The sequence below is a fragment of the Rhizobium sp. P28RR-XV genome (assembly GCF_012641385.1).
Lineage (GTDB): Bacteria > Pseudomonadota > Alphaproteobacteria > Rhizobiales > Rhizobiaceae > Rhizobium.
Genome location: NZ_JABAIG010000011.1, coordinates 61,189 through 85,322, shown reverse-complemented (window position 1 = coordinate 85,322; position 24,134 = coordinate 61,189). Strand labels below are relative to the sequence as shown.

Here is a 24,134-nt window from a genome sequence, read left to right as displayed (position 1 = left end):
ATTTACTCTTAAAGTTTTTCGGCGACTTCGCTTGCAACCGGAATGGATGGCTGCGCGCCCGGCTTCAGGCAGGCCAGCGAACCGGCGACGGCGGCACGGCGCAGGCTGGCCTTGAAATCCAGACCTTGATCAAGGCTCGCGGCAAAATAGCCGCAGAAAGTGTCGCCGGCGCCGACCGTATCGACCGGCTCGATGACGAGACCCTTGGCACGCGAAACCTCGCCGTCACGGATGGCGATGACACCGTCGCCGCCAAGCGTGACGATCAGGATCTGCCCGGTTTCGCCATGCAGGCGGACGAGGGCTGCTTCTCGCTCGGCCGCCGACATATTGTCCTGGCCGGCCAGTCTTTCGAATTCCGTCTCGTTGGCGATGACGATATCGGCAAGCCGGCCGAGGCGGGCCGCCTCCGGGATCAGAGGAGCGAGATTGAGCACTGTACGCACGCCCTTGGCCTTCGCCGCATTCAGCGCCATCTCGACGGCGGCGACGGGGATTTCGAGCTGAAGCATCAGCGTATCGCCAGGGTTCAGTGCGGCGACGGCCGCGGCTACGTGTTCGGCGGTATTCGTGCCGTTGGCGCCTGGAACGACGGCAATCATGTTTTCGCCGTCGCCGCCCACCAGGATGAGGGCCGTGCCGGTCGGCTCGAATACGCGCCTGACGGCGGAAAGATCGGTGCCTGCGGCATCGAGCAAGGCAAGCGCAGGTTCCGCAAAGCCATCATTGCCGACTGCTCCGCTGAGGCGGACCGTTGCCCCGGCCCGGCGTGCCGCGAGTGCCTGGTTGGCACCCTTGCCGCCGGCGGCGGTGGAAAAGCCGTTGCCGGCGACGGTTTCGCCCGGCTTCGGCAAACGATCCGTGGTGGCGATGAGGTCCATGTTGATGGAGCCGAAAATAGTGATCATGCGGTGTCCTGCCCTGGGTGTTGATCCCGCATGATCCTGCCCGAAGGCTGCCTTATGTCTTAGTGGATCATGCATCGATTGGGCGCGACACTGCCCGAAGCGATCAGTCCTCGTCAACTACCCTGAGCTTGAGTTGGCTCGTGCGGTTGTCGACAGGCTTGGGCCTGTCCTCCACGCGCGCCTTCACCGGTTCTTTTTCTTTCGCGGTCTCGAATTCCAGCGCCTCTATTCGCTCGCCGCGCCTTGTCAGCTTGTCGGCCGAGGTGACGATCATGTCGACATCCTTCTGCGCCATGGCGAAATGGCCCTGGAGCTTGCGCACGCGTTCGTCCAGCCGCGAAAGATCGTCCATCAGATGCGCCACTTCGCTTTGGATGACATGGGCCTGCTCGCGCATGCGCTGGTCCTTCAGCACAGCCTGAATGACCTGAATCGACAGCATCAGCAGCGAAGGCGAGACGATGACGATGCGCGCGCGCTGGGCCTTCTGCACGATCGCCTCGAAATTCTCGTGGATCTCCGCGAAGATCGATTCCGAGGGCACGAAGAGAAAGGCCGTGTCCTGGGTCTCGCTCGGGATAAGATATTTCTCGGCGATATCGCGGATATGCAGCTCCAGATCCCTGCGGAATTGCTGGGCCGCAATCCTGCCGTGATCGGGATTGGCCGCAGCACGGATGGCGTTCCAGGCTTCCAGCGGAAACTTGGCATCGACAACAAGCGGGGGCGAGCCGTTCGGCATGCGAATGGTGCAGTCCGGCCGCGAGCCGTTGGAAAGGGTCGGCTGGAATGCGTAGGCGCCCATCGGCAGGCCATCGGCAACAATAGTCTCCATGCGCGCCTGGCCGAAGGCGCCGCGCGTCTGCTTGTTGGACAGGATGGCCTGCAGGCCGACGACATCCTTTGCCAGCGACTGGATATTGATCTGTGCCGCATCGATGACGGCGAGCCTTTCCTGCAGCCGGCGCAGGTTTTCGTGCGTCGAGCGCGTCTGCTCGCCGATCGTTGCCGTCACCCGTTGCGACATGCCGTCCAGACGCTGCCCGATCGCCTGATTGAGCTCGGCCTGCCTGGAGCCGAACACTTCGGCCATGGTGGCAAGCCGCCCCTGCATCTCCGCCTGCGACCGCAGCAGCGCGGTCATCGTATGTTCGGCGTCGAGCTCATCGTCCTCCGCTCGCGCTCTGCCGCGGACGAAAAGGGCGATCACTGCGATAGCAAGCATGATGACGAGGCCGGTTAGAACCTGGACCGTGGAAATGGCTTGGCCGAAGATGATAAAGGACATGAAACCTGGCGCGCTGGTGAAGTACTCATCGGCACCATAGCAAAATTGTCGCGAATATCCAGATCAAAACGTGAACAGAGTTTTCGGGTCATTTGCGTTGATCCGGATGGGCGGCGTTGAAAAAACACGTCCTCGCAGCCATCTTGACGATTCCATCGCACAACAAGATGCGTTATGGGAAACGTCATGACGATCAAGCCACTTATCATTTTGCCCGATCCGCTGCTCCGCCAGGCTTCGAAGCCCATTGAGCGCATCGATACCGAAACTCAGCGCCTTGCCGACGACATGCTGGAAACCATGTACGACGCGCCGGGCATCGGCCTTGCGGCGATCCAGATCGGCGTTCCCCGCCGCATGCTCGTCATTGACGTCGCGCGCGAAGGTGAAGAGAAGAAGCCGTTGGTCGTCATCAATCCGGAAATCGTCGCCTCGTCGGACGAGCGCTCGGTCTATGAGGAAGGCTGCCTTTCCATTCCGGATTACTATGCCGAAGTGGAGCGTCCGGCACGCGTCACCGTCAAACATCTCGACCGCAACGGCAAGGAGCAACTCACCGAGGCCGATGGCTTGCTGGCAACCTGCCTTCAGCACGAGATCGATCACCTGAACGGCGTGCTCTTCATCGACTATATTTCGCGCCTGAAGCGCGAAATGGTGATCAAGAAGTTCACCAAGGCGGCCAAGTCGAAAGCTCTCTGAGCTCCAGCCATTGAAAGATCGGCTTGAAACGCCTATGATATCATTGATATCAAATGGAGGCGCGAATGAGTGATCTTTTGATTCGCGATATTTCCGAGCCGATGAAACAGAATATCGCAGAACGGGCAAAGCAGGCGGGACGCAGCCTCTCCGAAGAAGCAAAAGAACTTTTGCAAAAGGCTCTGGTCGCAGAGAAAGCCGCAACGGAGAGCCCCCGATTGTCTGCCTGGGATCTTTTGCGGCCGATTCTCTACGACGGCGATGATAAGGCGGGGGTGGAATATGCCCGTATCATGGATGAGATCGAAGCGGAGAGAAAGAAGGATTTCGGCCGTCCGGTCGAGGACTTTGAATGATCCTCCTTGATACGAATGTCATTTCCGAATTGGAAAAACCTGCACCCGATCAAAATGTTACAATCTGGATGAAGGCTCGGTCAAGCACGGAGCTCTATCTTTGCGATGTCGTGGTGATGGAGCAGTCCTACGGCGCGGAGCGCTTTTTACTTCGCACGCGATCTGATCGCTACGTGCGAATTTTCAATGCGTTGCTTCAGTCGTTTCAAGGCAGGATACTTCGGTTCGATCAAAATTCCGCTATTGAGACAGGACGTATTCGCGCGCATCGTCAGCGCTCGGGGCATCAGATTTCCGTGCAAGACGCCATGATCGCCGCCATCTGCCTCGCGAGCGGGGCGACCTTGGCGACGCGCAACACAAAAGACTTCGAAGGGCTTGATCTCAAGCTCATAAACCCGTTTGAAGGCGGCTAGCGTTTGACCCCGCGGTGCGTGCAGCTACTGCCGGGTTGCTCGAAACCGATATCTTAGCCGGATGGATCGCATGTCGCTCAACATCATTTTCATGGGAACGCCCGAATTCTCCGTGCCGACATTGCGGTCCCTGATCGATGCCGGGCACAAGGTTGGCGCCGTTTATACGCAGCCGCCGCGTCCCGGTGGCCGGCGGGGGCTGGATCTGCAGAAATCGCCGGTGCATCAGGCGGCTGAGCTGTTGGGGCTGCCGGTGTTCACACCGGTCAACTTCAAGGATCCCGACGAGCGCCAGCGCTTCCGCGACCTGGATGCCGATGTCGCCGTCGTCGTGGCGTATGGACTGCTGCTGCCGGAGGCGATCCTGACCGGCACGCGCCTCGGCTGCTATAATGGTCATGCCTCGCTGTTGCCGCGCTGGCGCGGTGCCGCCCCCATTCAGCGGGCGATCATGGCCGGCGACGCCAAGACCGGCATGATGGTGATGAAGATGGACAAGGGGCTCGATACCGGGCCAGTTGCGCTCACATGCGAAGTCGAGATCGGCGACACCATGACCGCTGGCGAGCTGCATGACAGGCTGATGCTTGTGGGCGCGGAGGCGATGGCCGAGGCGATGAACAAGCTGGAGCATGACGAACTGCCGCTGATCGCCCAGCCGTCCGAAGGCGTTCTCTATGCCGCAAAGATCGATAAGGGCGAAACCCGCATCGATTTCGGCAAGCCGGCGGTGGATGTTCATAATCATATTCGCGGTCTGTCGCCGTTTCCCGGCGCCTGGTTCGAGGCTGAAATCGCCGGCAAGTCCGAGCGCATCAAGGTGCTCGGCTCGGAATTGGCCGAGGGCACAGGAACCTCCGGCCAGGTGCTGACGGACGATCTCGTCATTGCCTGCGCCTCTGGTGCGATCAGGCTGACGAAGCTGCAGAAAGCTGGCGGCAAGCCCTTGGCGGCAGCCGACTTCCTGCGCGGCACGCCGATCGCGCCGGGCACCGTGCTCGCCTCGGAGCAGGCCTGATGCCGCGCTACAAAATGACCGTCGAATATGACGGCATCCCCTATGTCGGCTGGCAGCGCCAGGAGAACGGCCCATCCGTCCAGGGCGCGATCGAAGGCGCCATCCTGTCGTTGACCGGCGAGACGGTTTCGATCCGCGGGGCGGGGCGCACGGATTCCGGCGTGCACGCCATGGGTCAGGTCATGCATGCCGACCTCTCCAAGGACTGGAAGACCTATACGCTGCGCAATGCGCTCAATGCCCATTTGAGGATGGCCGGAGAGAAGGTCGCCATTCTCGATATCGTTGAGGTCGATACAAGCTTCGACGCGCGCTTTTCGGCCATTCGCCGCCACTATCTCTATCGCATCATCGCCCGCCGCGCGCCCCTGGCGCTGGAGGCCGGCCGCGCATGGTGGGTGCCGAAGGACATGGATCACGAGGTCATGAATGCCGCGGCGCAGACCCTTGTGGGACTGCACGATTTCACCACCTTCCGCTCGGCGCATTGCCAGGCAAACAGTCCGGTGCGCACGCTCGACCGGCTGGATGTGACGCGCAGCGGCGAGCTCATCGAGATCCGCGCCACGGCGCAAAGCTTTCTGCACAATCAGATCCGTTCCTTCGCCGGCACGCTGAAGCTGGCGGGCGAAGGCAAATGGACGCCCGACGATGTACGCGCGGCGCTGGAAGCCAGGGATCGCAAGGCCTGCGGCCCCGTCGCCCCGCCGGACGGGCTCTATTTCATGCAGGTGGATTATCGCGACGATGCCGGTTTGCCTGGCGAGGGCGAGAATGCCGACGGTGGCGAGGATATGCCGTAGTCCCGTTGCGACTGCCTCAAATCGGCGGATAGACCCCGAGGAAGCGCTGCAGGAAATCCGTCAGCAGCAGGTTTGGAATGAGCAGCATCAGCGTCAGCGTGCCGACGAAAAGCGGATGCGTGCCGCAGATCATCCTGAGGATACGCGCCAGCGCAAAGATGGTAGCCATGGTCAGCGCCAGCGATAAAAGCGCTGCCAAGCCCTTCGAGCCGGGAACGAAGACGATCATGGCGACGAGCAGTGCGTTCAGATAATTCGCCGGCACGAAAAGCCAGTTTACGGTAACGACGATCGGCGTGAACTTGTCGCCGAAACGGAAGACCAAAAGCAACAAGCCGGCGAGAATGGGCGGTATCAGCCAGTTCGCAGCCTCGACCAGTGCCAGGCGCAGAAAGAAGGCGAGACCGGTGGATGTTTCGGGCGGCATGGCGGTCAGATAGGCCTGCTGCCACCATAACCATGAAATGCCGATCGACGGCAGGCTCCAGAGAATGGCCCAGAAGGAGCGCAGCATGCCGCGGTCCGATATGTCCAGATACTGAAAGCCGCGCGCATCCATGCGGATCAGCAGCCATAGGCCGGACAGGTAATATTGGACTTCCCTAAAGGTCGGCATTCTCGAACCAGCGCTGGATGAAGGTCTGGTAAATCTCGGTCAGCGTTTCGAGATCCGAGAGCGCCACCCGCTCGTCGACCATATGCATGGTCTGGCCGACGAGCCCGAATTCCACGACAGGGCAGTAGTCCTTGATGTAGCGGGCATCCGACGTGCCGCCGGTGGTCGAAAGTGCTGGCCTTTGGCCGGTGATGTTTTCGACGGCAGCGGAGAGCGAGGCGATCAGCGCATTGTTGCGCGTCAGGAAGACCTGGCTCGGGCGTTCGGACCATGTGATGTCGTATTTCGTCGGCGGCCGACCGGGGCGCAGCGTCTCGTCGGCGGCCGCCGCGTCCAGGCGGGCAAGGATTTCGGCCTTCAGCGTATCGGCGGTCCAGGTGTCGTTGAAGCGGATGTTGAAGGCGGCGGTTGCCTTGGCGGGGATGACGTTGGTGGCGGTATTGCCGACGTCGATGCTCGTCACTTCGAGGTTCGACGGCTGGAAACTGTCCGTGCCCGCGTCAAAGGGCGGATCGAGCAGCGCTTCCGTCAGCTTGATGATGCTGCGCACCGGATTGTCGGCGAGATGCGGATAGGCGGCATGGCCCTGCACGCCGTGAACGGTGATGAAGCCGGAGATCGAGCCGCGGCGGCCGATCTTGATCATGTCGCCGAGCCGGTCGGGATTGGTCGGCTCTCCGACGAGCGATGCATCCCACGTCTCGCCGCGCTCGGCAGCCCATTGCAGCAGCTTGACCGTGCCGTTGATTGCCGGTCCCTCTTCGTCGCCGGTGATCAGGAAGGAGAGCGAGCCGGCAGGCTTGCCGTTCTTCTCGATATGGCGCGCCACGGCCGCCACGAAACAGGCAATGCCGCCCTTCATGTCGACGGCCCCGCGGCCGAAAAGTTCGCCATCGGCGATTTCGGCGGCAAAGGGCGGGTGGCTCCAGGAGGCGGCATCGCCGACCGGAACGACATCCGTATGTCCAGCAAACATCAGATGCGGCCCATCCGTGCCGAGCCGCGCATAGAGGTTTTCGATATCGGGCGTTCCCGGCTCGCTCGCCGTCATGCGCTCGACCTTGAAGCCAAGTGGCAGCAGCATGTCGGCAAGCGCGGTCAGCGCACCGCCTTCGGCCGGGGTGACGGAGGCACAGCGAATGAGGGTCTGCAGATTGGAGACAGGATCGGTAACGGTCATCGGAGGCAACTTATCCGGCGGGAAATGGCAAAGCGATGGCAAAGGATCGGCGACGAGTCGAAATTCTTTGCCGCGATTCCAGCAATCGCACAGGCATGCTCACCCGGCAAGCATGAGGGAAGCGCGATGTGACGATCGCGCTTCCAAAATCTTACAATTCAATCGCGCAGCAGCTCGTTGATGCCGGTCTTCGAGCGGGTCTTTTCGTCGACGCGCTTCACGATGACGGCGCAATAGAGGCTGGGGGCCGGCTGGCCGTTCGCCATGGTGTTGCTGCTCGGCAGCGAGCCGGCGACGACGACCGAATAGGGCGGAACTTCGCCATAGGTGATCTCGCCGGTGGCGCGATCGACAATCTTGGTCGACTTGCCGATAAAGACGCCCATGCCGAGCACGGAGCCCTCGCGGACGATGCAGCCTTCGACGACTTCGGAGCGGGCGCCAATGAAGCAATTGTCCTCGATGATCGTCGGGCCGGCCTGCATCGGTTCCAGCACACCGCCGATGCCGACGCCGCCGGAGAGGTGCACGTGCTTGCCGATCTGCGCGCAGGAGCCGACCGTCGCCCAAGTGTCGACCATGGTGCCTTCGCCGACATAGGCGCCGAGATTGACGAAGGACGGCATCAGGATGGCGTTGGGAGCGATATAGGCGGAATGACGCACGACGGCATTCGGCACGGCGCGGAAGCCGGCGTCGCGGAAGCGGTTCTCACCCCAGCCTTCAAACTTCGAGGGAACCTTGTCCCACCAGGTGGCATTGCCGGGGCCGCCTTCGACGATCTTCATGTCGTTCAGGCGGAAGGAGAGCAGAACCGCTTTCTTGAGCCATTGGTTGACGGTCCAGTTGCCGTCCGCACCGCGCTCGGCCACGCGAACCTTGCCGCTATCGAGGAGATTGAGCGCCGTTTCGACGGCCTCGCGGACTTCGCCGCGCGTCGAGGTGTTCACATTGTCGCGATTGTCAAAGGCAGCCTCGATGGACTTTTCGAGGGAGGCGAGATCGTTAGCGCTCATGGGAATTCCTTAAAACGTCAGTGCCTATCGTGATTTCCGGCAAGGGTCCGGAAGCGGTCGATTGGTCCTATAGCATGGAGTTTGAAAATGGAATGTCTTTTCCGCGCCGATTGAGCTTGGATTCAAGGCGTTGTAGGGGCATATGCAAGAGCTTGGCTACTCTCGCCCGCACGCGGGAACGGCCCGTCATGATCGATTCGAAAGGCATGAATAGATGAGCAAGGCGAAGAACGGCAGGCTGAGGCGTAAGGACGGGGTTTGGGACCCGTTGAAGACGAGCTCGGCGGACAAGAAGCGGGCCGAGTCCGTGCCGCGCACGCCGCAGTCGATGTCGCCCTCCTACCGGCTTGCTTATGCGGACGAGGATTTTCTGTGCCGTGAGGAACTGCGGCCGATCCGCCTGCAGCTCGAATTGCTGAAGACCGAAATGTATCTGACCGAACGCGGCATCAATTCGACCGTCGTCATGTTCGGAGGCGCGCGCATTCCCGCGCCCGGCACCAATGCATGGGCCGCGCGCAACGATGTGCAGCGCGCCAATCTCGAGGCCGCATCGGTGTATTACGAGGAGGCGCGCAAGTTCGCCCGGCTCTGCTCGCGCTATTCCGCCGGCTTCGACTTCCACGAATATGTCGTTGTCACCGGCGGCGGCCCGGGCGTGATGGAAGCGGGCAATCGCGGTGCGGCCGAAGAAGGAGCGCCGTCGATCGGCCTCAACATCGTGCTGCCGCATGAGCAGGCGCCGAACGCCTATGTGACGCCGGAGCTCAGCTTCAATTTTCACTATTTCGCCATCCGCAAGATGCATTTCATGGTGCGCGCCAAGGCGATCGCGGTATTTCCGGGCGGCTTCGGCACGCTCGACGAATTGTTCGAATGCCTGACGCTGATCCAGACCGGCCGCATGGAGCGCCTGCCGCTCATTCTCTTCGGCGAGAAGTTCTGGCGCAGCATCGTCAATTTCGAAGCGCTGGCCGAATTCGGCACCATTGCGCCTGACGATGTAAACCTGATCAGCTTCGTTGATACCGCCGACGAAGCCTGGAAGATCGTCGCGGATTTCTACGAGCACGATAACGGGCACTGACGACGAAAGCCCGCCATCGCAAAGGCGAGGGCGGGCTTTCGGATCGGGTTGATCGATCGGTTTACAGCAGCGGCCGGTTCGGCATGTCGTCCAGCGAGATCGCGCCGTCATGGTTGCGATCCATGCGGTCGAAGAGCTTGTTGGCGGCGTCTTCGGCTTCCTGCTTGCTGATCTGGCCGTTTTCATCCTTGTCGATGCGATGGAAGAGCATCATGCCGCGCATCAAGCCTGCTTCGTGCATGAAGCGGCCATGCGGCCTGTGATGGCGCGGGCCGTTATTGTCGGCCTGAGCCTCGTCACCCTTGCTCTGATCGTTCTGGGCCTGGTCGCCATCTGCCTTGGCGTGCTCGGCCTTCCATTCCTTGATGCGTTCCTGACGATAGGCGCGTAGTTCGCCGGGGGTGATCTCGCCGTCGTGGTTGGTGTCGATCTGGTCGAAGATCTTGTCGACGCCGGCCTTCACCTCATCCTTGGTGACCTTCGTGTCGCCAGGCTGGCCGAATTGTTTCAACATGCGCACATAGACGATTTCCGGCGAAAAACGAGGTCCATGCCAGCGTCCGCTATGCTCGCCCCGTGCCTCGTCGCCCTGCGCTGCAAAGCTTGCCTGGGCGGCGGCACCCACCAGAAGGGCTGCGGAAAGTCCTGCAAGAAGAAATTTTTTTCCGTTCATCGTTTTTCCTTTCGTGTCGAGGAATGGTCAAACGATACGGCTGGCGGTCGAAAACGACCAATTAAACCTCTGTAAGGCGGATGAAACTTTGGTAACCCCGCCCTAATGAATGGTTAAATCCCTGATGTTAAATCAACGTCTTGAGGAAGCTCGTCAGGTCGTCGGTCACATAGTCGATGTGATCGTCCTCGCCCGTGGTGCGCTCCCACCATTCGACGACGGTCGTCTCGAGGTTTTGGGGCACCAGCAGCACGGTTTTCATGCCGAGCGCCTTGGGCACGGTCAGATTGCGCGGCAGGTCTTCGAACATGGCCGCCCTCTTCGTGTCCACGCGGTTGAGGCTCATGAACTTATCATAGGTCGAGCCTGCGGGTTTCGGCACGTAGTCGGCCGCAACGATATCGAAAATGTCATCGAAACCGTCGAGAATGCCGAGCGCGCCGGCCGTCGCTTGCGCATGTTTGACACTGCCATTGGTGAAGATGAACTTGCGTCCCGGCAGCGCCTTGATGGCGGCGGCCAGTTCCGGCTGGGGCGTCAGCGCCGAATAGTCGATCGCATGGGCCTTTTCCAGGAAATCATTGGGATCGATACCGTGATGGATCATCAATCCCTGCAGGGTCGTGCCGTGCTCGAGGTAATATTGCTTCTGCAGCTTTCGCGCTTCTTCCCTATCCATCTGCAAGAGGGCGGAGACATAGGCGGTCATGTTCCTGTCGATCTGCGCGAAGAGATCGACATGATGCGGATAGAGCGTGTTATCGAGATCGAATACCCAATCGCGGATGTGGGAGAAATCTGATGGTTCGGATAGTGTTTTTGTGTGGCTCATGGAAAGCTTATCGCACGCCCTCTCCCGGGAGGGGAAGGAAAATATGCGTGCTGCAACATACGGGTCATATCGAGGAGTTTGCCGTCCACTTCGATACCCACTATGATTTTACTATTGATTTCCGGGCTTTTACTCTATCCTTCATGTGAGGGAGGGCTTACGCTCTCTCGGGTTGTGGAGAGAGATTCGCCCGGCCGGGCTTTTCGGAGGGGATGCGATGAGTCAGGTGGAAAAGGCGCAAGAATTCGCTCAGCTGCACCGCAAAGGTGAGCCGGTGATCCTTTTCAATATATGGGATGCGGGCTCTGCCAAGGCCGTCACTGAGGCGGGCGCGAAGGCGCTGGCGACGGGAAGCTGGTCGGTCGCTGCTGCCAACGGCTTCGGCGATGGCGAGGCGATACCCTTGTCACTGCTGGCGGTGACCGCCAAGCTGATCTCGGTGACGAGCCCGTTGCCCTTGTCTGTCGATTTCGAGGGTGGCTATGCCGTCGAACCCGAAGACGTCGCCGCCAATGTCGAAAAGATCATGGATCATGGCGCCGTCGGCATCAATTTCGAAGATCAGGTCATCGGCGGCCACGGCGTTCATCCCGTCGAGACGCAGGCGGCGCGCATCCGCGCAATCCGCGAAATGGCCGATCGCCGCGAGATGCCATTGTTCATCAATGCCCGTACCGATCTGTTCCTGCAGGAAACCGATACGGCGCATCATCAGCTCCTGCTGGATGACGCCTTTCGTCGCGCCGATGCTTTTGCCGAGGCCGGTGCCAGCGGCTTCTTCGCGCCGGGGCTCGTCGATCCGGAATTGATCGGCGCGCTCTGCGAACGCTCCCCTCTGCCCGTCAACATCATGGTGCGTCCGACGACGCCTGATAACGAGACCATGGCAAGGCTGGGCGTCAGCCGCATAAGCTATGGGCCAGCGCCGTACCGATCGGTCATGGGAATGTTGAAAAGCGAGGCCGAAGCCATCTACCGGCCGTCCTGAACGGCCTGGCGGCGCCCCACAGCTCTTCCGCGGGGCGCCTGAACCCTTTCACGGAACGATCAGCGTACCGGCACCGTGCTCGGTGAAGATTTCGAGCAGCACGGAGTGAGCCGTCTTGCCGTTGAGGATGACGACACCCTGAACGCCCGCCTTGATGGCGTCGATGCAGGTCTCGACCTTCGGGATCATGCCGCCGGAAATCGTGCCGTCGGCGATCAGCGCGTGGGCCTGCGCCACGGAAAGCTCCTTGATGAGCTGACCCTGCTTGTCGAGCACGCCCGGAACGTCGGTCAAAAACAGCAGGCGCGTGGCGCTCAGCGCGCCGGCGATCGCGCCGGCAAAGGTGTCGGCATTGATGTTGTAGGTCGCGCCGTCGCGCCCGGGGGCAACCGGCGCGATGACCGGGATCATCTCGGACTTGGCGAGCAGATCGAGCAGGGTGCGGTCGACTTCGACGACTTCGCCGACGAAGCCGAGATCGAGCACGCGCTCGATGTTGGAATCCGGATCCTTGATGGTCTTGTGCGCCTTCTCGGCGAAGACCATGTTGCCGTCTTTGCCGCAAAGACCGATCGCCCATTCGCCGGTCTGGTTGATCAGCGCGACGATTTCCTTGTTGATCGAGCCGGCAAGCACCATTTCAACGATCTCAACCGTCTTCTGGTCGGTGACGCGCAGTCCGCCTTCGAATTTCGATTCGATGCCCATCTTCGTCAGCATGGCGCCGATCTGCGGGCCGCCGCCATGGACGACGATCGGATTGACGCCGGATTGCTTCAGGAGGGCGATATCGGCGGCAAAGGCCTTGCCGAGTTCGACGTTGCCCATGGCGTGGCCACCATATTTCACGACGATGGTCTTGTTTTCATAGCGCTGCATGTAGGGCAGCGCCTGTGCGAGCAGGTTGGCTTGGAGTTCGCTTTGGGCTTCGGACATGGTGCACCCTTCGGAATTGTTCGCGGGCCTTTTATCTCAAGTTTTTGACAGAGGGAATAATGATAACGGGATTAAAGCATGTCGCGCAAAAGTGTTCAGCGGTTTTGCGATAACGACATGCGCCAAATCAAATATCTAAAGCGCGAAAAGCGTATCTGAAAGATCGCGCCGTGCTTTTAGAGCGTGATGCTGAAAAGTGTAGGCGGTTTTCGGACGACATCACGCTCTACTTCTTTGATTCTAGAGCGGATTCAGATTTTAGGTCGAACAGACCTAAAATCATCCGGCTCTAGTTGACGCTATGTCACATGAGCGTCGCCGAAATTGATGGCCTTGGCACGTTTGCCGTGGGAGAGTTTTCTTCTAAAGATGGTGCAGGCGTCACCCCGGGGGGGTGGATGGCGAGCGAGGAGATGGAAGCGCTGATCGGTCGCGTTGCCATGCGCGATCAGAAAGCCTTTGTTGTGCTCTATAAACACAGCAGCTCAAAACTTCTTGGTGTTTGCCTGCGTATTGTCGGCAACAGGGCGGATGCGGAAGACGTTTTGCAGGAGGTCTATATCAGGATCTGGCAGCGCGCCGAGCAGTTTACAGCCTCGGAAGGGCCGGCGATGCCCTGGCTGACGACAATCGCGCGCAATCGGTCCATCGATTTCGTCCGCGCCCGCAAGCCCGTGGCCGACGAAATAGACGCAGCCTACGATCTTGCCGACCTGGAACCCGGCCCTGAAGAGCAAGCAATCGTGAAGGGAGAGGGAAGGCGGATTGACAGGTGCATGGAAGAGTTGGAAGCTGATCGCGCACGGGCCGTTCGCAGCGCCTATGTCGAGGGCTTGAGCTACCAAGAGCTCGCCGACCAACACGCTGTGCCATTGAATACTATGCGCACCTGGCTGCGCCGAAGCCTGATCAGACTGAGAGAGTGCATGGACCGATGAGTACGCCCGATCAAAGCAAGGGAGGCCGCTCCCGCGATGAAGTCCTGGCCGGAGAATATGTGCTTGGCGTGCTTTCCTTGGAGGACCGGCAGAAGGTCGAGCGCCGCATGCGCAGCGACCGTCAATTTGCCGCCATCGTCAGCCGCTGGGAGCAGAACCTATCGGAATTCAACGAAGAATACGACGCGGTGACGCCTGGGGCCACCGTGTTTCCGAAGATCGAAAAGAGGATTTTCGGGGAGGCGGCACTCGGCGCCCATCTTTGGAATTCGCTGATGCTTTGGCGTTCGGTCGCCTTCGGCTCGTTGTTCGTGGCAGCCGGCGTGCTCGTCTTCGCCATCACGAATGAAGGCGTCTTGCGGCCTGCCCCCGGCAAGCAGCTCACCGCATCCCTTTCCGGCCAGAACAGCCCTATCAATCTCCTGGCCAATTACGACGTCGCCAATGGGCGTCTGAAAGTGACGCCGATCGCCGCCGGTAAACCGGAAGAGAAATCGCTGGAGTTGTGGCTGATTCGCGGTAGCGATCCTGCCGAGGCCCTGGGTGTCCTGCCGCAGACTGGCGACGGCGAAATCATTCTGCCGCCGGAACTTCACGGCAGATTGACCGAAGGCGCGATCATCGCCGTCAGCGTCGAGCCCTTCGGCGGCTCGCCGACCGGCAAGCCTACGGGCGATGTCGTCGCCTCCGGTACGATCCATTTGCCTTGATGAACGGCGTATTGCGGAAACGCCGCTGCGGCTGAAACTCTTTTCAGCGCGCTCCGTATCTTCTTCCGACCCCGCTTGATCGGGGCAATAGAGGGAAGAGGAGACGTCATGACCAAGACCGTGTTTTGCGTTGCCGCCGTGGCGGCAATGCTGTCTGCCGCAACCAGCCTTGCCTATGCCAAGGATCCCATGGTGGGCGGTGCTGCGATGTTTGCCAGCAAGAACATCATCGAGAATGCCGTAAATTCGAAGGATCACACGACATTGGTCGCGGCCGTGAAGGCTGCGGGCCTGGTCGGCACATTGGAAGGCAAAGGCCCTTTCACGGTCTTTGCCCCCACCAACGAGGCTTTCGAGAAATTGCCATCCGGTACGGTGGAGACGTTGCTGAAGCCGGAGAACAAGGAAAAGCTGGTGAAGGTGCTGACCTGCCATGTCGTCGCGGGCGATGACATGGCCGCCGCCATCAGGAAATGGGCGAAGAGCAAGGGTGGTGAGTATGATCTGAAGACAGTTGGCGGCTGCACGATCAAGGCCATGGCTCAGGGCGGCAGGCTGACTTTGACCGACGAGGCCGGCGGAACCGCTCAGATAACCATCGCCGACGTCAAGCAGTCGAACGGCGTGATCCATGTCGTCGATAAGGTGTTGTTGCCGAAAATGTAATCCTTCGCGGCAACACGGCCGCCGTTCTCCAAAGCGGGGTAGGGAGCGGCGGCCTCATCCGTCGATGCGGGCGTCAGACGTCGATCCCGACCGTCAGCCCGATGGCCTCGCGCAATTCCTGAAGTCCTACGCCTTTTTCCGAGGAGGTGGCGAGGATGCCGGGATAGGCAGCGGGGCGCTTGCGGATTTTTTCGGCGGTATCGGCGAGCAGCTTCGGTATGCCCGCTTCCTTGATCTTGTCGGTTTTGGTGAGCACGATCTGGTAGGACACCGCGGCCTTGTCGAGCAGGTCCAGAACGTCCGCGTCGTTCTTCTTGATGCCGTGGCGGCTGTCGATAAGCACATAGACGCGCTTCAGCGTCGTGCGTCCCCTCAGATAGTCGAAGACGAGCTTCGTCCAGGCATCCACCTGTTCCTTCGGCGCTTCCGCATAGCCGTAGCCCGGCATGTCCACCAGCGCCATCGGCGGCAGGTCGGCGCCTTCTCCGGAAAAGCCGTCGGGCACGAAATAGTTGAGTTCCTGCGTGCGGCCCGGCGTGTTGGACGTGCGCGCAAGCCCCCTATGCCCCACAAGCGCATTGATCAGCGACGACTTGCCGACATTGGAGCGTCCGGCGAAAGCCACTTCCAGCGGCCCTTCCGGCGGCAGAAACTTCATCGACGGCACGCCGCGGATGAAAATCCACGGACGCCCGAAAAGCGGCTTGTCGTCTTTGGTCGTCTGATCTGCCATTCTCTCGATCTTTGCTTGGTTCCGCGGATTGGCTTCAAGCTTTTGTCCGCGAAAGTCAAGTTTTGATCGGCATTTGGCTTCGTGCTGCCGAGCTTCGGTATCGGCCAAGGAGTGGGTAATGACTAGCCGCAGCACTTGGCAGCATTCGCTGATCCACAGGAGGTTGCCGCTTGGGTCTGTTCTGCCAGCCACCGGTCACGTGGCTTGCAGCTGGCCGCGCGGGCAGTGAGTTCGACATACACGGCATCGTCGCCGACGACAGGAGTTGATGCGCAGTAGAGCTGCATCGGCTGCACCCCGTCGCTCACCTCAAAGGTCAACCTCGCGGAGCCGTCGAGCTGCACGTGCTCGGAAACTTTGCGGATGATAGCGGCGAATTTACCCGCCGGCATATGCGTGCGGTTGCCTTCCTCGATATCCCAAAGCTGCACGAAAATCTCAGCCCATGCTTCCGGGTTGGCCCCGCAGTCCAATGCCGAAAACTGCCCGGCCTTAACTTCTGTGACGTGATAGCCCGGCCTCACCGGCCGACCGTCATAGCGGAATACAAGGGGCAGATCGCCGGCAACGGCCAAAGTCTCAAGCAAAAGGCCGAGGTTGATATCCGAAGACGGGGTCTTGTCGATCGCATTCATTTGATGTACTCCATATTTCAACACTTCAAGGATTATTGAAATATGGATGAAGGTCAAGCCCTCGCTTCGTTCGGCGCACTCTCTCAGGAGACCCGCCTGCAGATCGTCCGCATGCTCGTCGTTGCCGGTCCTGATGGGATGGCTGCGGGCATGATTGCAGAGAAGCTGGAGGTATCGCCCTCGAATGTTTCGTTCCATCTGAAAGAACTGGATCGGGCCGGCCTCATTGGCCAGCAGCGGGAATCCCGCTCTATCGTCTACACCGCCAACTACGATGTGCTCGGAGCTCTCGTCCGCTTCCTGATGGAAGATTGCTGCGCGGGGCATCCGGAGGTCTGCGCGCCGGCGGCGCAAGTCGCTGCCTGCTGCGTACCAGCTGCGAGAAATGTTCCATGAATATGCTGATATGGGGCCTGAAGCCATGACATCTTTTCCGCTTTCGCGCCGTCTTATCTCGGAGGCCCTGGGTACGGGCCTTCTGGTCGCGACGGTCGTCGGTTCGGGCATCATGGCGGACAGACTGACGAGCGATACGGCGCTTGCGCTGCTCGCCAATACGCTGTCTACGGGCGCGATCCTCGTCGTGCTGATCGCCGTCCTGGGGCCGATATCCGGCGCCCACTTCAACCCGGTCGTATCGCTGGTCTTTGCGATACGCCGCGAGCTGGCCGCGATGTCGGCTCTGGGTTATGTCGTCGCCCAGATCCTCGGCGGCATTGCCGGAACGATCCTCGCGCATGCCATGTTCGAACTGCCACTGCTGCAGGCCTCGACAACCATCCGCAGCGGCGGCGCGCAATGGCTGGCCGAGGTGGCGGCCACCTTCGGCCTCGTCTTCGTCATCCTCTCCGGCCTGCGGTTTCGCGCCGACGCCGTATCATGGCTGGTCGGCCTCTACATCACGGCTGCATACTGGTTTACCGCTTCCACCTCTTTCGCCAATCCGGCTGTCGCAGTCGCCCGCTCGCTGACGAACACCTTCGCCGGCATCCGTCCTGTCGATCTGCCGGGTTTTATCGTGGCGGAAATCCTCGGCGCATTGCTGGCACTGACGCTTGCGAACTGGCTGCTGATGGAAGCCCGCAATCCTCAAACTCTCGCTGAAACGGAACCCGCCCCATGACCATGGATGTTACGATCTACCACAATCCCGACTGCGGCACCTCGCGCAACACCTTGGCAATGATCCGTTACGCCGGCATCGAGCCGACCGTCGTCGAATATCTGAGCAATCCGCCAAGTCGCGATGATCTCGTCAAGATGATTGCCGATGCGGGTTTGACCGTCAGGCAGGCGATCCGCGAAAAGGGCACGCCCTATGCCGAGCTCGGCCTCGACAATCCGGACTTGACCGATGCCCAATTGCTCGATGCCATGTTGAAGGATCCGATCCTGATCAACCGCCCGTTCGTCGTCACGCCCATGGGCACGCGTCTGGCCCGGCCTTCGGAGGTTGTCCTGGATATCCTGCCCGATACGTATAAAGGCCCGTTCATCAAGGAAGATGGCGAGCAGGTTCTCGACGCCGACGGCAAGCGCCTTGTCTGAACGCGTGCCGCTTCATGCCGTGTTTGCGCTCGGCGTTACACAGATCATCGGTTACGGCACCCTCTATTACAGTTTCAGCATCCTTGCGCCCGATATGGCCATGCAGTTCGCGTGGTCGAGCGAATGGGTCTTTGGCGCATTGTCGGTCGCGCTTCTCACCGGCGGCCTCACCGCGCCGTGGCTGGGCGTGCTGTTCGACAGGATCGGCGCTGCACGGGTGATGACGATCGGATCCTTCGTGGCGGCCGCAGCTCTGGCCGCTTGCGCCCTAGCGCCCAACAAGGCGGTCTATGTCGCCGCACTCATCGCGATCGAGGTTTCCGCCAATCTGGTCCAGTATGGCGCCGCCTTTGCGCTGCTCGTGCAGATCCGGCCACAGGCCGCTTCCCGCAGCATTACCCATCTGACGCTGATTGCCGGGTTCGCCTCGACAATCTTCTGGCCGATAACCACGGCACTTCATGCCCATCTCGCCTGGCAGAACGTCTATCTGGTTTTCGCCGCCCTCAACCTCTGTCTCTGCCTGCCAATCCACGCGTGGTTGTCGCGTCAGGGATCGACGCACGGGGCGAAGGCATCGACCGTCGCTGCGCGCGTCGAGGGGGTGTTGCTACCTGCTCGTCGTCGCCTCGGCTTTGCGATCATGGTCACTGGCTTTTCGCTGATGTCGCTCGTCAGTTCGGCCATCCTCGTGCATCTGGTGCCGTTGCTATCCGGCCTCGGCCTTGGCGCGACCGCCGCGCTTGTGGGGACACTCTTCGGCCCGTCGCAGGTCGGCAGCCGCCTCATCAACATGGTGTTCGGCAAGAGCCTGCCCGCACTGCATCTGGCCGTGATCGCCTCGGCGCTGATTCCGGGCGGGGTGCTCGTACTTCTGCTTTCGGCTCCCTCCGTGCCCGGCGCCATGGCCTTCGCGATGATCTTCGGCATGGGCAACGGCCTCCTCAGCATCGTCACCGGAACGCTGCCTCTGCACCTTTTCGGCAGCGACGGCTACGGGAAGCTTCAGGGAAAGATGATGGCGGCACGGCTGATCCTTTCAGCTCTTGCCCCGTTCGTCCTGGCATTCGCGATGGCGAATATCGGCATCACGCCGTCACTCGCCGTCACGGCCGCTTTGGGCGGGCTTTCCATCGCTGCTCTATCTTCCATCGCGGCATTGCGGTGACCGTTATTGGCGGCGCGTCGGTGCCCGAGTTCGCGTGCGATGGCACCCGCCGCCAAATAACGAAAAGCCCCGCGGAGCGGGGCTTTTGCCGTCATTTCGATGGGGCCGGTTTTCGTTTGAAGAGGCCCTTCAGATTGTCGAAGAGTTCCACCTTGACGCCATGGCGCTTCATGATGATCGACTGCTGGATGACCGAGAGCGTGTTGTTCCAGGCCCAGTAGATTACGAGGCCGGCCGGGAAGCTTGCCAGCATGAACATGAATACCAGCGGCATCCAGTTGAAGATCATTGCCTGGGTCGGGTCCGGCGGCGTCGGGTTCATGCGCATCTGGAAGAACATGGTGACGCCCATGATCAGCGGCCAGACGCCGAGATGCAGGAAGGTCGGAGCCACAAAGGGCAGCAGGCCGAACAGGTTGACGATCGAGGTCGGATCCGGCGCGGAAAGATCCTGGATCCAGCCGAAGAACGGCGCATGACGCATCTCGATGGTGATGTAGATCACCTTGTAGAGCGAGAAGAAGATCGGGATCTGCAAGAGCACCGGCCAGCAGCCGGCAATCGGATTGATCTTCTCTTCCTTGTAGAGCTGCATGGTCGCTTGCTGCAGGCCCATGCGATCGTCGCCGAACTTGGCCTTCAGCTCTTCCATTTTCGGCTGCATGCGCTTCATGTTCGCCATCGAGGCATACTGCCGGCTGGCGAGCGGGAAGAAGAGAGCCTTGACCACGATGGTGGTGCAGAGGATGGCGACGCCGAAATTGCCGAAGTAGCGGAAGAAGAAGTCCATCAGCTTGAACATCGGCTTGGTGATGAAATAGAACCAGCCCCAGTCGATCAGGCGGTCGAAGCGCGGGATCGAATAGCTGGTCTCGTAGCGGTCGATGACCGGAACTTCCTTGGCGCCCGCGAAGATGAGGTTCTTCAGGTCGATCGACTGACCGGGAGCAACCGTGACGGCATCTTCCTTGTAGTCAGCCTGGTAGCGCGGCGTGCCGTCGGTAAAGTGCGAGAAGCGGGCATCATATGCGGTCGACTGCGGCGGCACGATGGTTGCGGCCCAGTACTTGTCGGTCATGCCGAGCCAGCCGCCGGTCGCCTTGGCGGGCGTCGTGGCTTCCTTTTCGGTGGACGCATATTTGGTCTCGATCAGGCCATCGTCGCCGATGACGCCGATGAAGCCTTCATGCAGGACGTAGGCGGAAGGCGTCTCGGGCTTGTTGTAGCGGGTGACGCGGCCGTAGCTCGACAGTGAAACTGGTGCCTGGCCGCTGTTGGCGATCTTGTCGCTCATCGTGAACATGTAACGATCGTCGACGGAAATCGTGCGGGTGAAGGTAATGCCCTTGTCGTTGGTGTAGGACAGCGTCACCGGCGTCTTGTCGGTCAGCTTGTCGCCGCTTGCGAGCGTCCACATGGTCGACGGGCCGGGAACCGCGCCCGTCGCTTCGCCGCCGACATAGCCGAGTTCGGTGAAGTAGCCATCCTTGGTGTCGGCCGGGCTGAACAGCGTGATGATCGGGCTGCTCTTGTCGACGGTCTCGTGATAGGTCTTGAGACGGAGATCGTCGAGGCGGGCGCCTTCCAGGTTGATGGAACCGGCAAGTGCCGGCGTATCGATGACAACGCGCGAGGAAGCGGTCTTGGCGACGGACTGGTCGCGGCTTAGAACCGTCGGCGCCGTCTGGCCGTTTGCCGGCAGCGAGCCGTTCACCGCGGTGCCCGCGGCAGGCGACTGCGTCGTCTGAGCCTGCTGCGTCTGCTGATGCTGCTTGGCGGCCTGCTCGGCCTGGCGCTGCGCCTCGAGGCGCGGGTTCATGTAGAAAAACTGCCAGCCGAGGACAATCAGCACGGACAGTGCAATTGCAATGAAGTAATTGCGGTTGTTTTCCATCATACTTTCCTGGAGCGGTCCGTTTCCGACCGCCGGTGTTTCGGCCTGGTTTCGATGCGGCTTACGAGTTCGCTCGCCAGTTTTTCGAAAGGCGCGGTCAGCACCTCGCGTCGCGCGACAACCACATAGTCGTGTCCGGGCTGCATTGCAAATCCGGCTTGAAGCCGCACGGCTTCTTTCAGCCTGCGCCGCATGCGGTTGCGCTCCACCGCGTTGCCATGTTTTTTGGTAACGGTAAAACCAACGCGGGGTTCGGCGTCGGCGGTCTTGCGGTCCAGCATTTCTATGAGGAAGAAGCTGCCTCTGCGCTTCTCGCCTTCGCGGACGGCAAGAAACTGCGGCCGGCTTTTCAGCCGCCCGACAGTCTTTTTGGGTCGTTCATTCGTCAATTTGCCCGCCATACTGGATCATCGGGCACTTCGGCCCTTAGGCCGAAAGACGCTTGCGACCACGGTTACGGCGAGCGGTAAGAACCGCGCGGCCGCCCTTGGTGGCCATGCGCGCACGGAAGCCGTGGCGACGCTTGCGGACAAGCTTGGATGGTTGGTAGGTACGCTTCATTTATTTAAACACCGCGGAGTGCGGCCCTTCTTGAGCTTTGCTTCAATAGCAAGGAGCGTTATTGATTATGGCGAACGGACTTGGCCCGCAAAGGCAGGCATCATGACCGGACGTCCGCGGGCTTATACGGATCAAGGCCCCGGAAGTCAATTATATGGGCGCAGATTCCTTTGAGTCCGGCAATTTCGCGCGATCGGCAACGACTGGTTGCTATCTGGCTACTGCTCTCGGCGGACGGCGCGCACAACCTTGAATGTAAGATTTATAATTTCTAAAATATACGGCAAGTATAGTGAGGAATGTCAGGCGCTTAGATTAAAAATAACTCAATGTAACATTAATGATTTTAGTCGATATCTAGCTCTGTGTGGTGAAACCCATCGATTTATGGGGGATGGGATCTGCGCCGGAGGGATATTGTGAAAATTCGCGGCAAAATAAATCTGCTTGTATCTGTCATGGCCGGGGCGGCGCTTCTGATTGGCGCCACCGCTCTCTATGCGTTGCATCAATATGACCAGAAATTACAAAGCTACGAGCAGACCGCGAGCCGCGCCTACATGGGCGAGCGCCTGAATCGCTACGTGACCGCGGTGGTCATGGAAGCGCGCGGCATCTACGCTGCGGCCGCGGTAAAGGATTCCAAGCCCTTTGCCGACGGACTGATGGTCGATCTCGACGAAATCGACAAGGTTCTGACGAGCTGGGCGCCTCTGGTGCCGGAGGCGCAGAAGCCGGAATTCACCAAGCTGCAGGCCCGTGCCCAGGAGTTTCGCGTCTTTCGTACGGAAACGGCCAGGCTCGGCGTGACCGATGGCCCGGATGCGGCAGGCAAGCAGGGCAACAACGAGGCGAACCGCGCCAACCGCAAGGCTTTCCAGGCTGAGATCGATGCCGTCGTCCAGACCGACAAGGCGGAACTTGCAAAGGCCGAAGCCGAGATCACCACCTTCCACAGCAACGTCCTGTGGGTCGTCCTCGGCATCATGATCGCCGGTATCGTGGCTGGTGTCGGCCTCGGCGCCTACATCGGAACCGTCCACCTGAGCCGCCCGATCCGCAAGGTGACCGATGCGATAAAGAATGTCGCCGACGGCCATTTCGATATAGAGGTGCCGTTTGCCGGCCGTGGCGACGAAATCGGCGAGATGGCCGCCGCCGTCGACGTCTTCAAGGAAAACGGCAATGCCGTGCGCCGCATGAATGCTGAGGAAACGGCCATGCGCGCCAAGAGCGACGAGCTTCAGTCGAGCATGTCTCTCGCGGTCTCGGCCGCGGCGGCCGGCGATTTTAGCCGCCGCATCGAGAAGGACTACGGCGACGTCAATCTCAATCGCTTCGCCGGCAACGTCAACGAGCTGCTGATAAGCGTCGATACCGGCATCGGCGAAGTCCGCCGCGTCATCGCGAGCCTGGCTGACGGCGATCTGACCCAGGCGATGAAGGGCGAGTTCCAGGGCGCCTTTGCCGAGCTGCAGCAGAACGTCAATGCGACGCTCGCAACGCTGAAGAGCACCATGAGCGAAGTGCGCGGGACCACCGGTTCGATCAACTCCAACACCAATGAGCTGCGTCACGCCAGCGATGACCTCTCCAAGCGCACCGAACAGCAAGCGGCGGCACTTGAGGAAACCTCAGCAGCGCTCGATGAGATCACCTCCGTCGTGCAGAACTCGACGGAGCGGGCGCGCGAGGCGAGCGTCATGGTCGGCGAAGCCAAGGACGACGCTGCTCGCTCCGGCACGGTGGTTCGCAACGCCATCGACGCCATGGGCCGCATCGAGCAGGCATCGGGCGAGATCAGCCAGATTATCGGCGTGATCGACGACATCGCCTTCCAGACCAATCTTCTCGCATTGAACGCGGGCGTCGAGGCGGCGCGTGCCGGCGAGGCGGGCAAGGGCTTTGCCGTCGTCGCTCAGGAAGTGCGGGAGCTCGCTCAGCGTTCCGCCACGGCGGCCAAGGACATCAAGGCATTGATCGGCAAGTCCGGCGGCGAAGTGCAGGTCGGCGTCAAGCTCGTGCAGGCGACCGGCGAGGCGCTGTCCTCCATCGAAGCCCGCGTGCTGAAGATCAATGATCACATCCATTCGATAGCGACGGCGGCGCGCGAACAGGCAACCGGCCTGTCCGAGGTGAACATGGCCGTCAACCAGATGGATGAAGTCACCCAGCGCAATGCCGCCATGGTCGAAGAGACTTCGGCTGCGACCCATCGCCTGGCAGCCGAAGCCGATGGCCTTGTCCATCTCGTTTCGCGCTTCAAGGTCGATGCCGTCAATATCGCCGCACCCGTGGCCGCCCGCACCGAGACGCATCGTCCGACAGCGTCGCCGGCACGCCGCATGATCGATAGCGTCGCGACCGCGTTCGGCGGCGGGGCGGCGGCCGCACCGGCCACCGCGGCGCAGGGCTGGGAAGAATTCTGATCTTTCGACTATGAGGTCAAATACGAGGCCGGC

The 24,134-nt window shown here is 60.7% G+C and carries 28 protein-coding genes; 15 read left to right on the top strand and 13 right to left on the bottom strand.

All coding sequences use genetic code 11. From position 1 onward, the window contains the following. Window positions 1-8 precede the first annotated feature (8 nt). Entirely contained in the window at window positions 9-908 is a 900-nt protein-coding gene (locus HGP12_RS23325; protein WP_168841190.1) for a ribokinase, read from the bottom strand. Window positions 909-1,011: 103 nt separating this feature from the next. Beyond that, a complete protein-coding gene (locus HGP12_RS23320) occupies window positions 1,012-2,196 on the bottom strand; it encodes a DNA recombination protein RmuC (RefSeq protein ID WP_168841189.1) in 1,185 nt (394 codons plus the stop codon). Window positions 2,197-2,382: 186 nt separating this feature from the next. Here HGP12_RS23320 and def point away from each other — a divergent pair, with 186 nt between their 5' ends. The 5 genes from def (at window position 2,383) to truA (ending at window position 5,491) form a co-directional block, all read left to right on the top strand. Beyond that, window positions 2,383-2,898 (top strand): peptide deformylase, encoded by a 516-nt coding sequence (gene def / locus HGP12_RS23315; RefSeq protein WP_168841188.1) that lies wholly within the window; start codon window positions 2,383-2,385, stop codon window positions 2,896-2,898. Window positions 2,899-2,963: 65 nt separating this feature from the next. Then, window positions 2,964-3,254, top strand: coding sequence for a FitA-like ribbon-helix-helix domain-containing protein (locus HGP12_RS23310; protein WP_168841434.1), 291 nt, complete (start codon window positions 2,964-2,966; stop codon window positions 3,252-3,254). Further along, entirely contained in the window at window positions 3,251-3,670 is a 420-nt protein-coding gene (locus HGP12_RS23305; protein ID WP_168841187.1) for a type II toxin-antitoxin system VapC family toxin, read from the top strand. Before HGP12_RS23310 ends, HGP12_RS23305 begins: the two co-directional genes overlap by 4 nt. A gap of 70 nt (window positions 3,671-3,740) precedes the next feature. Further along, entirely contained in the window at window positions 3,741-4,688 is a 948-nt protein-coding gene (fmt, locus tag HGP12_RS23300) for a methionyl-tRNA formyltransferase (protein ID WP_168841186.1), read from the top strand. Continuing rightward, window positions 4,688-5,491, top strand: coding sequence for a tRNA pseudouridine(38-40) synthase TruA (truA, locus tag HGP12_RS23295; RefSeq protein ID WP_168841185.1), 804 nt, complete (start codon window positions 4,688-4,690; stop codon window positions 5,489-5,491). Before fmt ends, truA begins: the two co-directional genes overlap by 1 nt. 16 nt (window positions 5,492-5,507) lie before the next feature. On the opposite strand, the gene HGP12_RS23290 is transcribed toward truA, so the two are convergent. From HGP12_RS23290 to dapD, 3 genes are all read right to left on the bottom strand, one after another. Next, window positions 5,508-6,107 (bottom strand): hypothetical protein, encoded by a 600-nt coding sequence (locus tag HGP12_RS23290; RefSeq protein WP_168841184.1) that lies wholly within the window; start codon window positions 6,105-6,107, stop codon window positions 5,508-5,510. Beyond that, the gene (gene dapE / locus HGP12_RS23285) at window positions 6,094-7,287 is read right to left on the bottom strand and encodes a succinyl-diaminopimelate desuccinylase (RefSeq protein ID WP_168841183.1); all 1,194 of its coding nucleotides are present in this window, start codon (window positions 7,285-7,287) and stop codon (window positions 6,094-6,096) included. Before dapE ends, HGP12_RS23290 begins: the two co-directional genes overlap by 14 nt. Before the next feature lie 158 nt (window positions 7,288-7,445). Further along, window positions 7,446-8,303, bottom strand: coding sequence for a 2,3,4,5-tetrahydropyridine-2,6-dicarboxylate N-succinyltransferase (gene dapD, locus HGP12_RS23280; RefSeq protein WP_168841182.1), 858 nt, complete (start codon window positions 8,301-8,303; stop codon window positions 7,446-7,448). 214 nt (window positions 8,304-8,517) lie between these two features. On the opposite strand from dapD, the gene HGP12_RS23275 reads away from it, so the two are divergent. Then, window positions 8,518-9,390, top strand: coding sequence for an LOG family protein (locus HGP12_RS23275; protein WP_168841181.1), 873 nt, complete (start codon window positions 8,518-8,520; stop codon window positions 9,388-9,390). Between the two features lie 61 nt (window positions 9,391-9,451). On the opposite strand, the gene HGP12_RS23270 is transcribed toward HGP12_RS23275, so the two are convergent. Both HGP12_RS23270 and HGP12_RS23265 read right to left on the bottom strand, forming a co-directional pair. Continuing rightward, on the bottom strand, window positions 9,452-10,063 hold the full coding sequence (locus tag HGP12_RS23270) for an EF-hand domain-containing protein (RefSeq protein WP_168841180.1): 612 nt from the start codon (window positions 10,061-10,063) through the stop codon (window positions 9,452-9,454). Between the two features lie 127 nt (window positions 10,064-10,190). After that, complete coding sequence (locus HGP12_RS23265; protein WP_168841179.1) at window positions 10,191-10,895, bottom strand: pyrimidine 5'-nucleotidase; 705 nt, start codon at window positions 10,893-10,895, stop codon at window positions 10,191-10,193. 217 nt (window positions 10,896-11,112) lie between these two features. Between HGP12_RS23265 and HGP12_RS23260 the strand changes: the two genes are divergently transcribed. After that, window positions 11,113-11,883: an isocitrate lyase/phosphoenolpyruvate mutase family protein gene (locus HGP12_RS23260; protein ID WP_168841178.1), complete on the top strand. Its 771-nt coding sequence runs from the start codon at window positions 11,113-11,115 to the stop codon at window positions 11,881-11,883. Window positions 11,884-11,931: 48 nt separating this feature from the next. Here the strand turns inward: HGP12_RS23260 and argB are convergent, their stop codons facing one another. Then, a complete protein-coding gene (argB, locus tag HGP12_RS23255; protein WP_120662855.1) occupies window positions 11,932-12,819 on the bottom strand; it encodes an acetylglutamate kinase in 888 nt (295 codons plus the stop codon). 398 nt (window positions 12,820-13,217) lie between these two features. Between argB and HGP12_RS23250 the strand changes: the two genes are divergently transcribed. From HGP12_RS23250 to HGP12_RS23240, 3 genes are all read left to right on the top strand, one after another. After that, window positions 13,218-13,757, top strand: a complete 540-nt coding sequence (locus HGP12_RS23250; protein ID WP_168841433.1) for a sigma-70 family RNA polymerase sigma factor — start codon at window positions 13,218-13,220, stop codon at window positions 13,755-13,757. Further along, entirely contained in the window at window positions 13,754-14,467 is a 714-nt protein-coding gene (locus HGP12_RS23245; protein ID WP_168841177.1) for an anti-sigma factor domain-containing protein, read from the top strand. Before HGP12_RS23250 ends, HGP12_RS23245 begins: the two co-directional genes overlap by 4 nt. Window positions 14,468-14,575: 108 nt before the next feature. Further along, window positions 14,576-15,133, top strand: coding sequence for a fasciclin domain-containing protein (locus HGP12_RS23240; protein WP_168841176.1), 558 nt, complete (start codon window positions 14,576-14,578; stop codon window positions 15,131-15,133). A 73-nt stretch (window positions 15,134-15,206) separates the two neighbouring features. Here HGP12_RS23240 and yihA read toward each other — a convergent pair whose 3' ends face one another. Both yihA and HGP12_RS23230 read right to left on the bottom strand, forming a co-directional pair. Continuing rightward, window positions 15,207-15,866: a ribosome biogenesis GTP-binding protein YihA/YsxC gene (yihA, locus tag HGP12_RS23235; RefSeq protein WP_168841175.1), complete on the bottom strand. Its 660-nt coding sequence runs from the start codon at window positions 15,864-15,866 to the stop codon at window positions 15,207-15,209. 122 nt (window positions 15,867-15,988) lie between these two features. Further along, window positions 15,989-16,501, bottom strand: coding sequence for a DUF6428 family protein (locus HGP12_RS23230; protein WP_168841174.1), 513 nt, complete (start codon window positions 16,499-16,501; stop codon window positions 15,989-15,991). Window positions 16,502-16,543: 42 nt separating this feature from the next. Between HGP12_RS23230 and HGP12_RS23225 the strand changes: the two genes are divergently transcribed. From HGP12_RS23225 to arsK, 4 genes are read left to right on the top strand one after another with little or no spacing between them, the layout of a single operon-like run. Further along, entirely contained in the window at window positions 16,544-16,897 is a 354-nt protein-coding gene (locus tag HGP12_RS23225; protein WP_168841173.1) for a helix-turn-helix transcriptional regulator, read from the top strand. A 25-nt stretch (window positions 16,898-16,922) separates the two neighbouring features. Further along, window positions 16,923-17,624, top strand: a complete 702-nt coding sequence (locus tag HGP12_RS23220; protein WP_168841172.1) for an MIP/aquaporin family protein — start codon at window positions 16,923-16,925, stop codon at window positions 17,622-17,624. Further along, window positions 17,621-18,049 (top strand): arsenate reductase (glutaredoxin), encoded by a 429-nt coding sequence (arsC, locus tag HGP12_RS23215; protein WP_168841171.1) that lies wholly within the window; start codon window positions 17,621-17,623, stop codon window positions 18,047-18,049. Before HGP12_RS23220 ends, arsC begins: the two co-directional genes overlap by 4 nt. Then, entirely contained in the window at window positions 18,006-19,217 is a 1,212-nt protein-coding gene (arsK, locus tag HGP12_RS23210) for an arsenite efflux MFS transporter ArsK (RefSeq protein ID WP_168841170.1), read from the top strand. The genes arsC and arsK overlap by 44 nt, the downstream gene beginning before the upstream one ends. Window positions 19,218-19,308: 91 nt before the next feature. On the opposite strand, the gene yidC is transcribed toward arsK, so the two are convergent. From yidC to rpmH, 3 genes are read right to left on the bottom strand one after another with little or no spacing between them, the layout of a single operon-like run. Continuing rightward, window positions 19,309-21,111, bottom strand: coding sequence for a membrane protein insertase YidC (gene yidC, locus HGP12_RS23205; protein ID WP_168841432.1), 1,803 nt, complete (start codon window positions 21,109-21,111; stop codon window positions 19,309-19,311). Then, window positions 21,111-21,512 carry a ribonuclease P protein component gene (gene rnpA / locus HGP12_RS23200; RefSeq protein ID WP_168841169.1) on the bottom strand — a complete coding sequence of 134 codons (402 nt, stop codon included), beginning with the start codon at window positions 21,510-21,512 and terminating at the stop codon, window positions 21,111-21,113. The genes yidC and rnpA overlap by 1 nt, the downstream gene beginning before the upstream one ends. Before the next feature lie 25 nt (window positions 21,513-21,537). After that, a complete protein-coding gene (gene rpmH / locus HGP12_RS23195) occupies window positions 21,538-21,672 on the bottom strand; it encodes a 50S ribosomal protein L34 (protein WP_149632926.1) in 135 nt (44 codons plus the stop codon). 419 nt (window positions 21,673-22,091) lie between these two features. Here rpmH and HGP12_RS23190 point away from each other — a divergent pair, with 419 nt between their 5' ends. Further along, window positions 22,092-24,101, top strand: a complete 2,010-nt coding sequence (locus HGP12_RS23190; protein ID WP_168841168.1) for a methyl-accepting chemotaxis protein — start codon at window positions 22,092-22,094, stop codon at window positions 24,099-24,101. Window positions 24,102-24,134 lie beyond the last annotated feature (33 nt).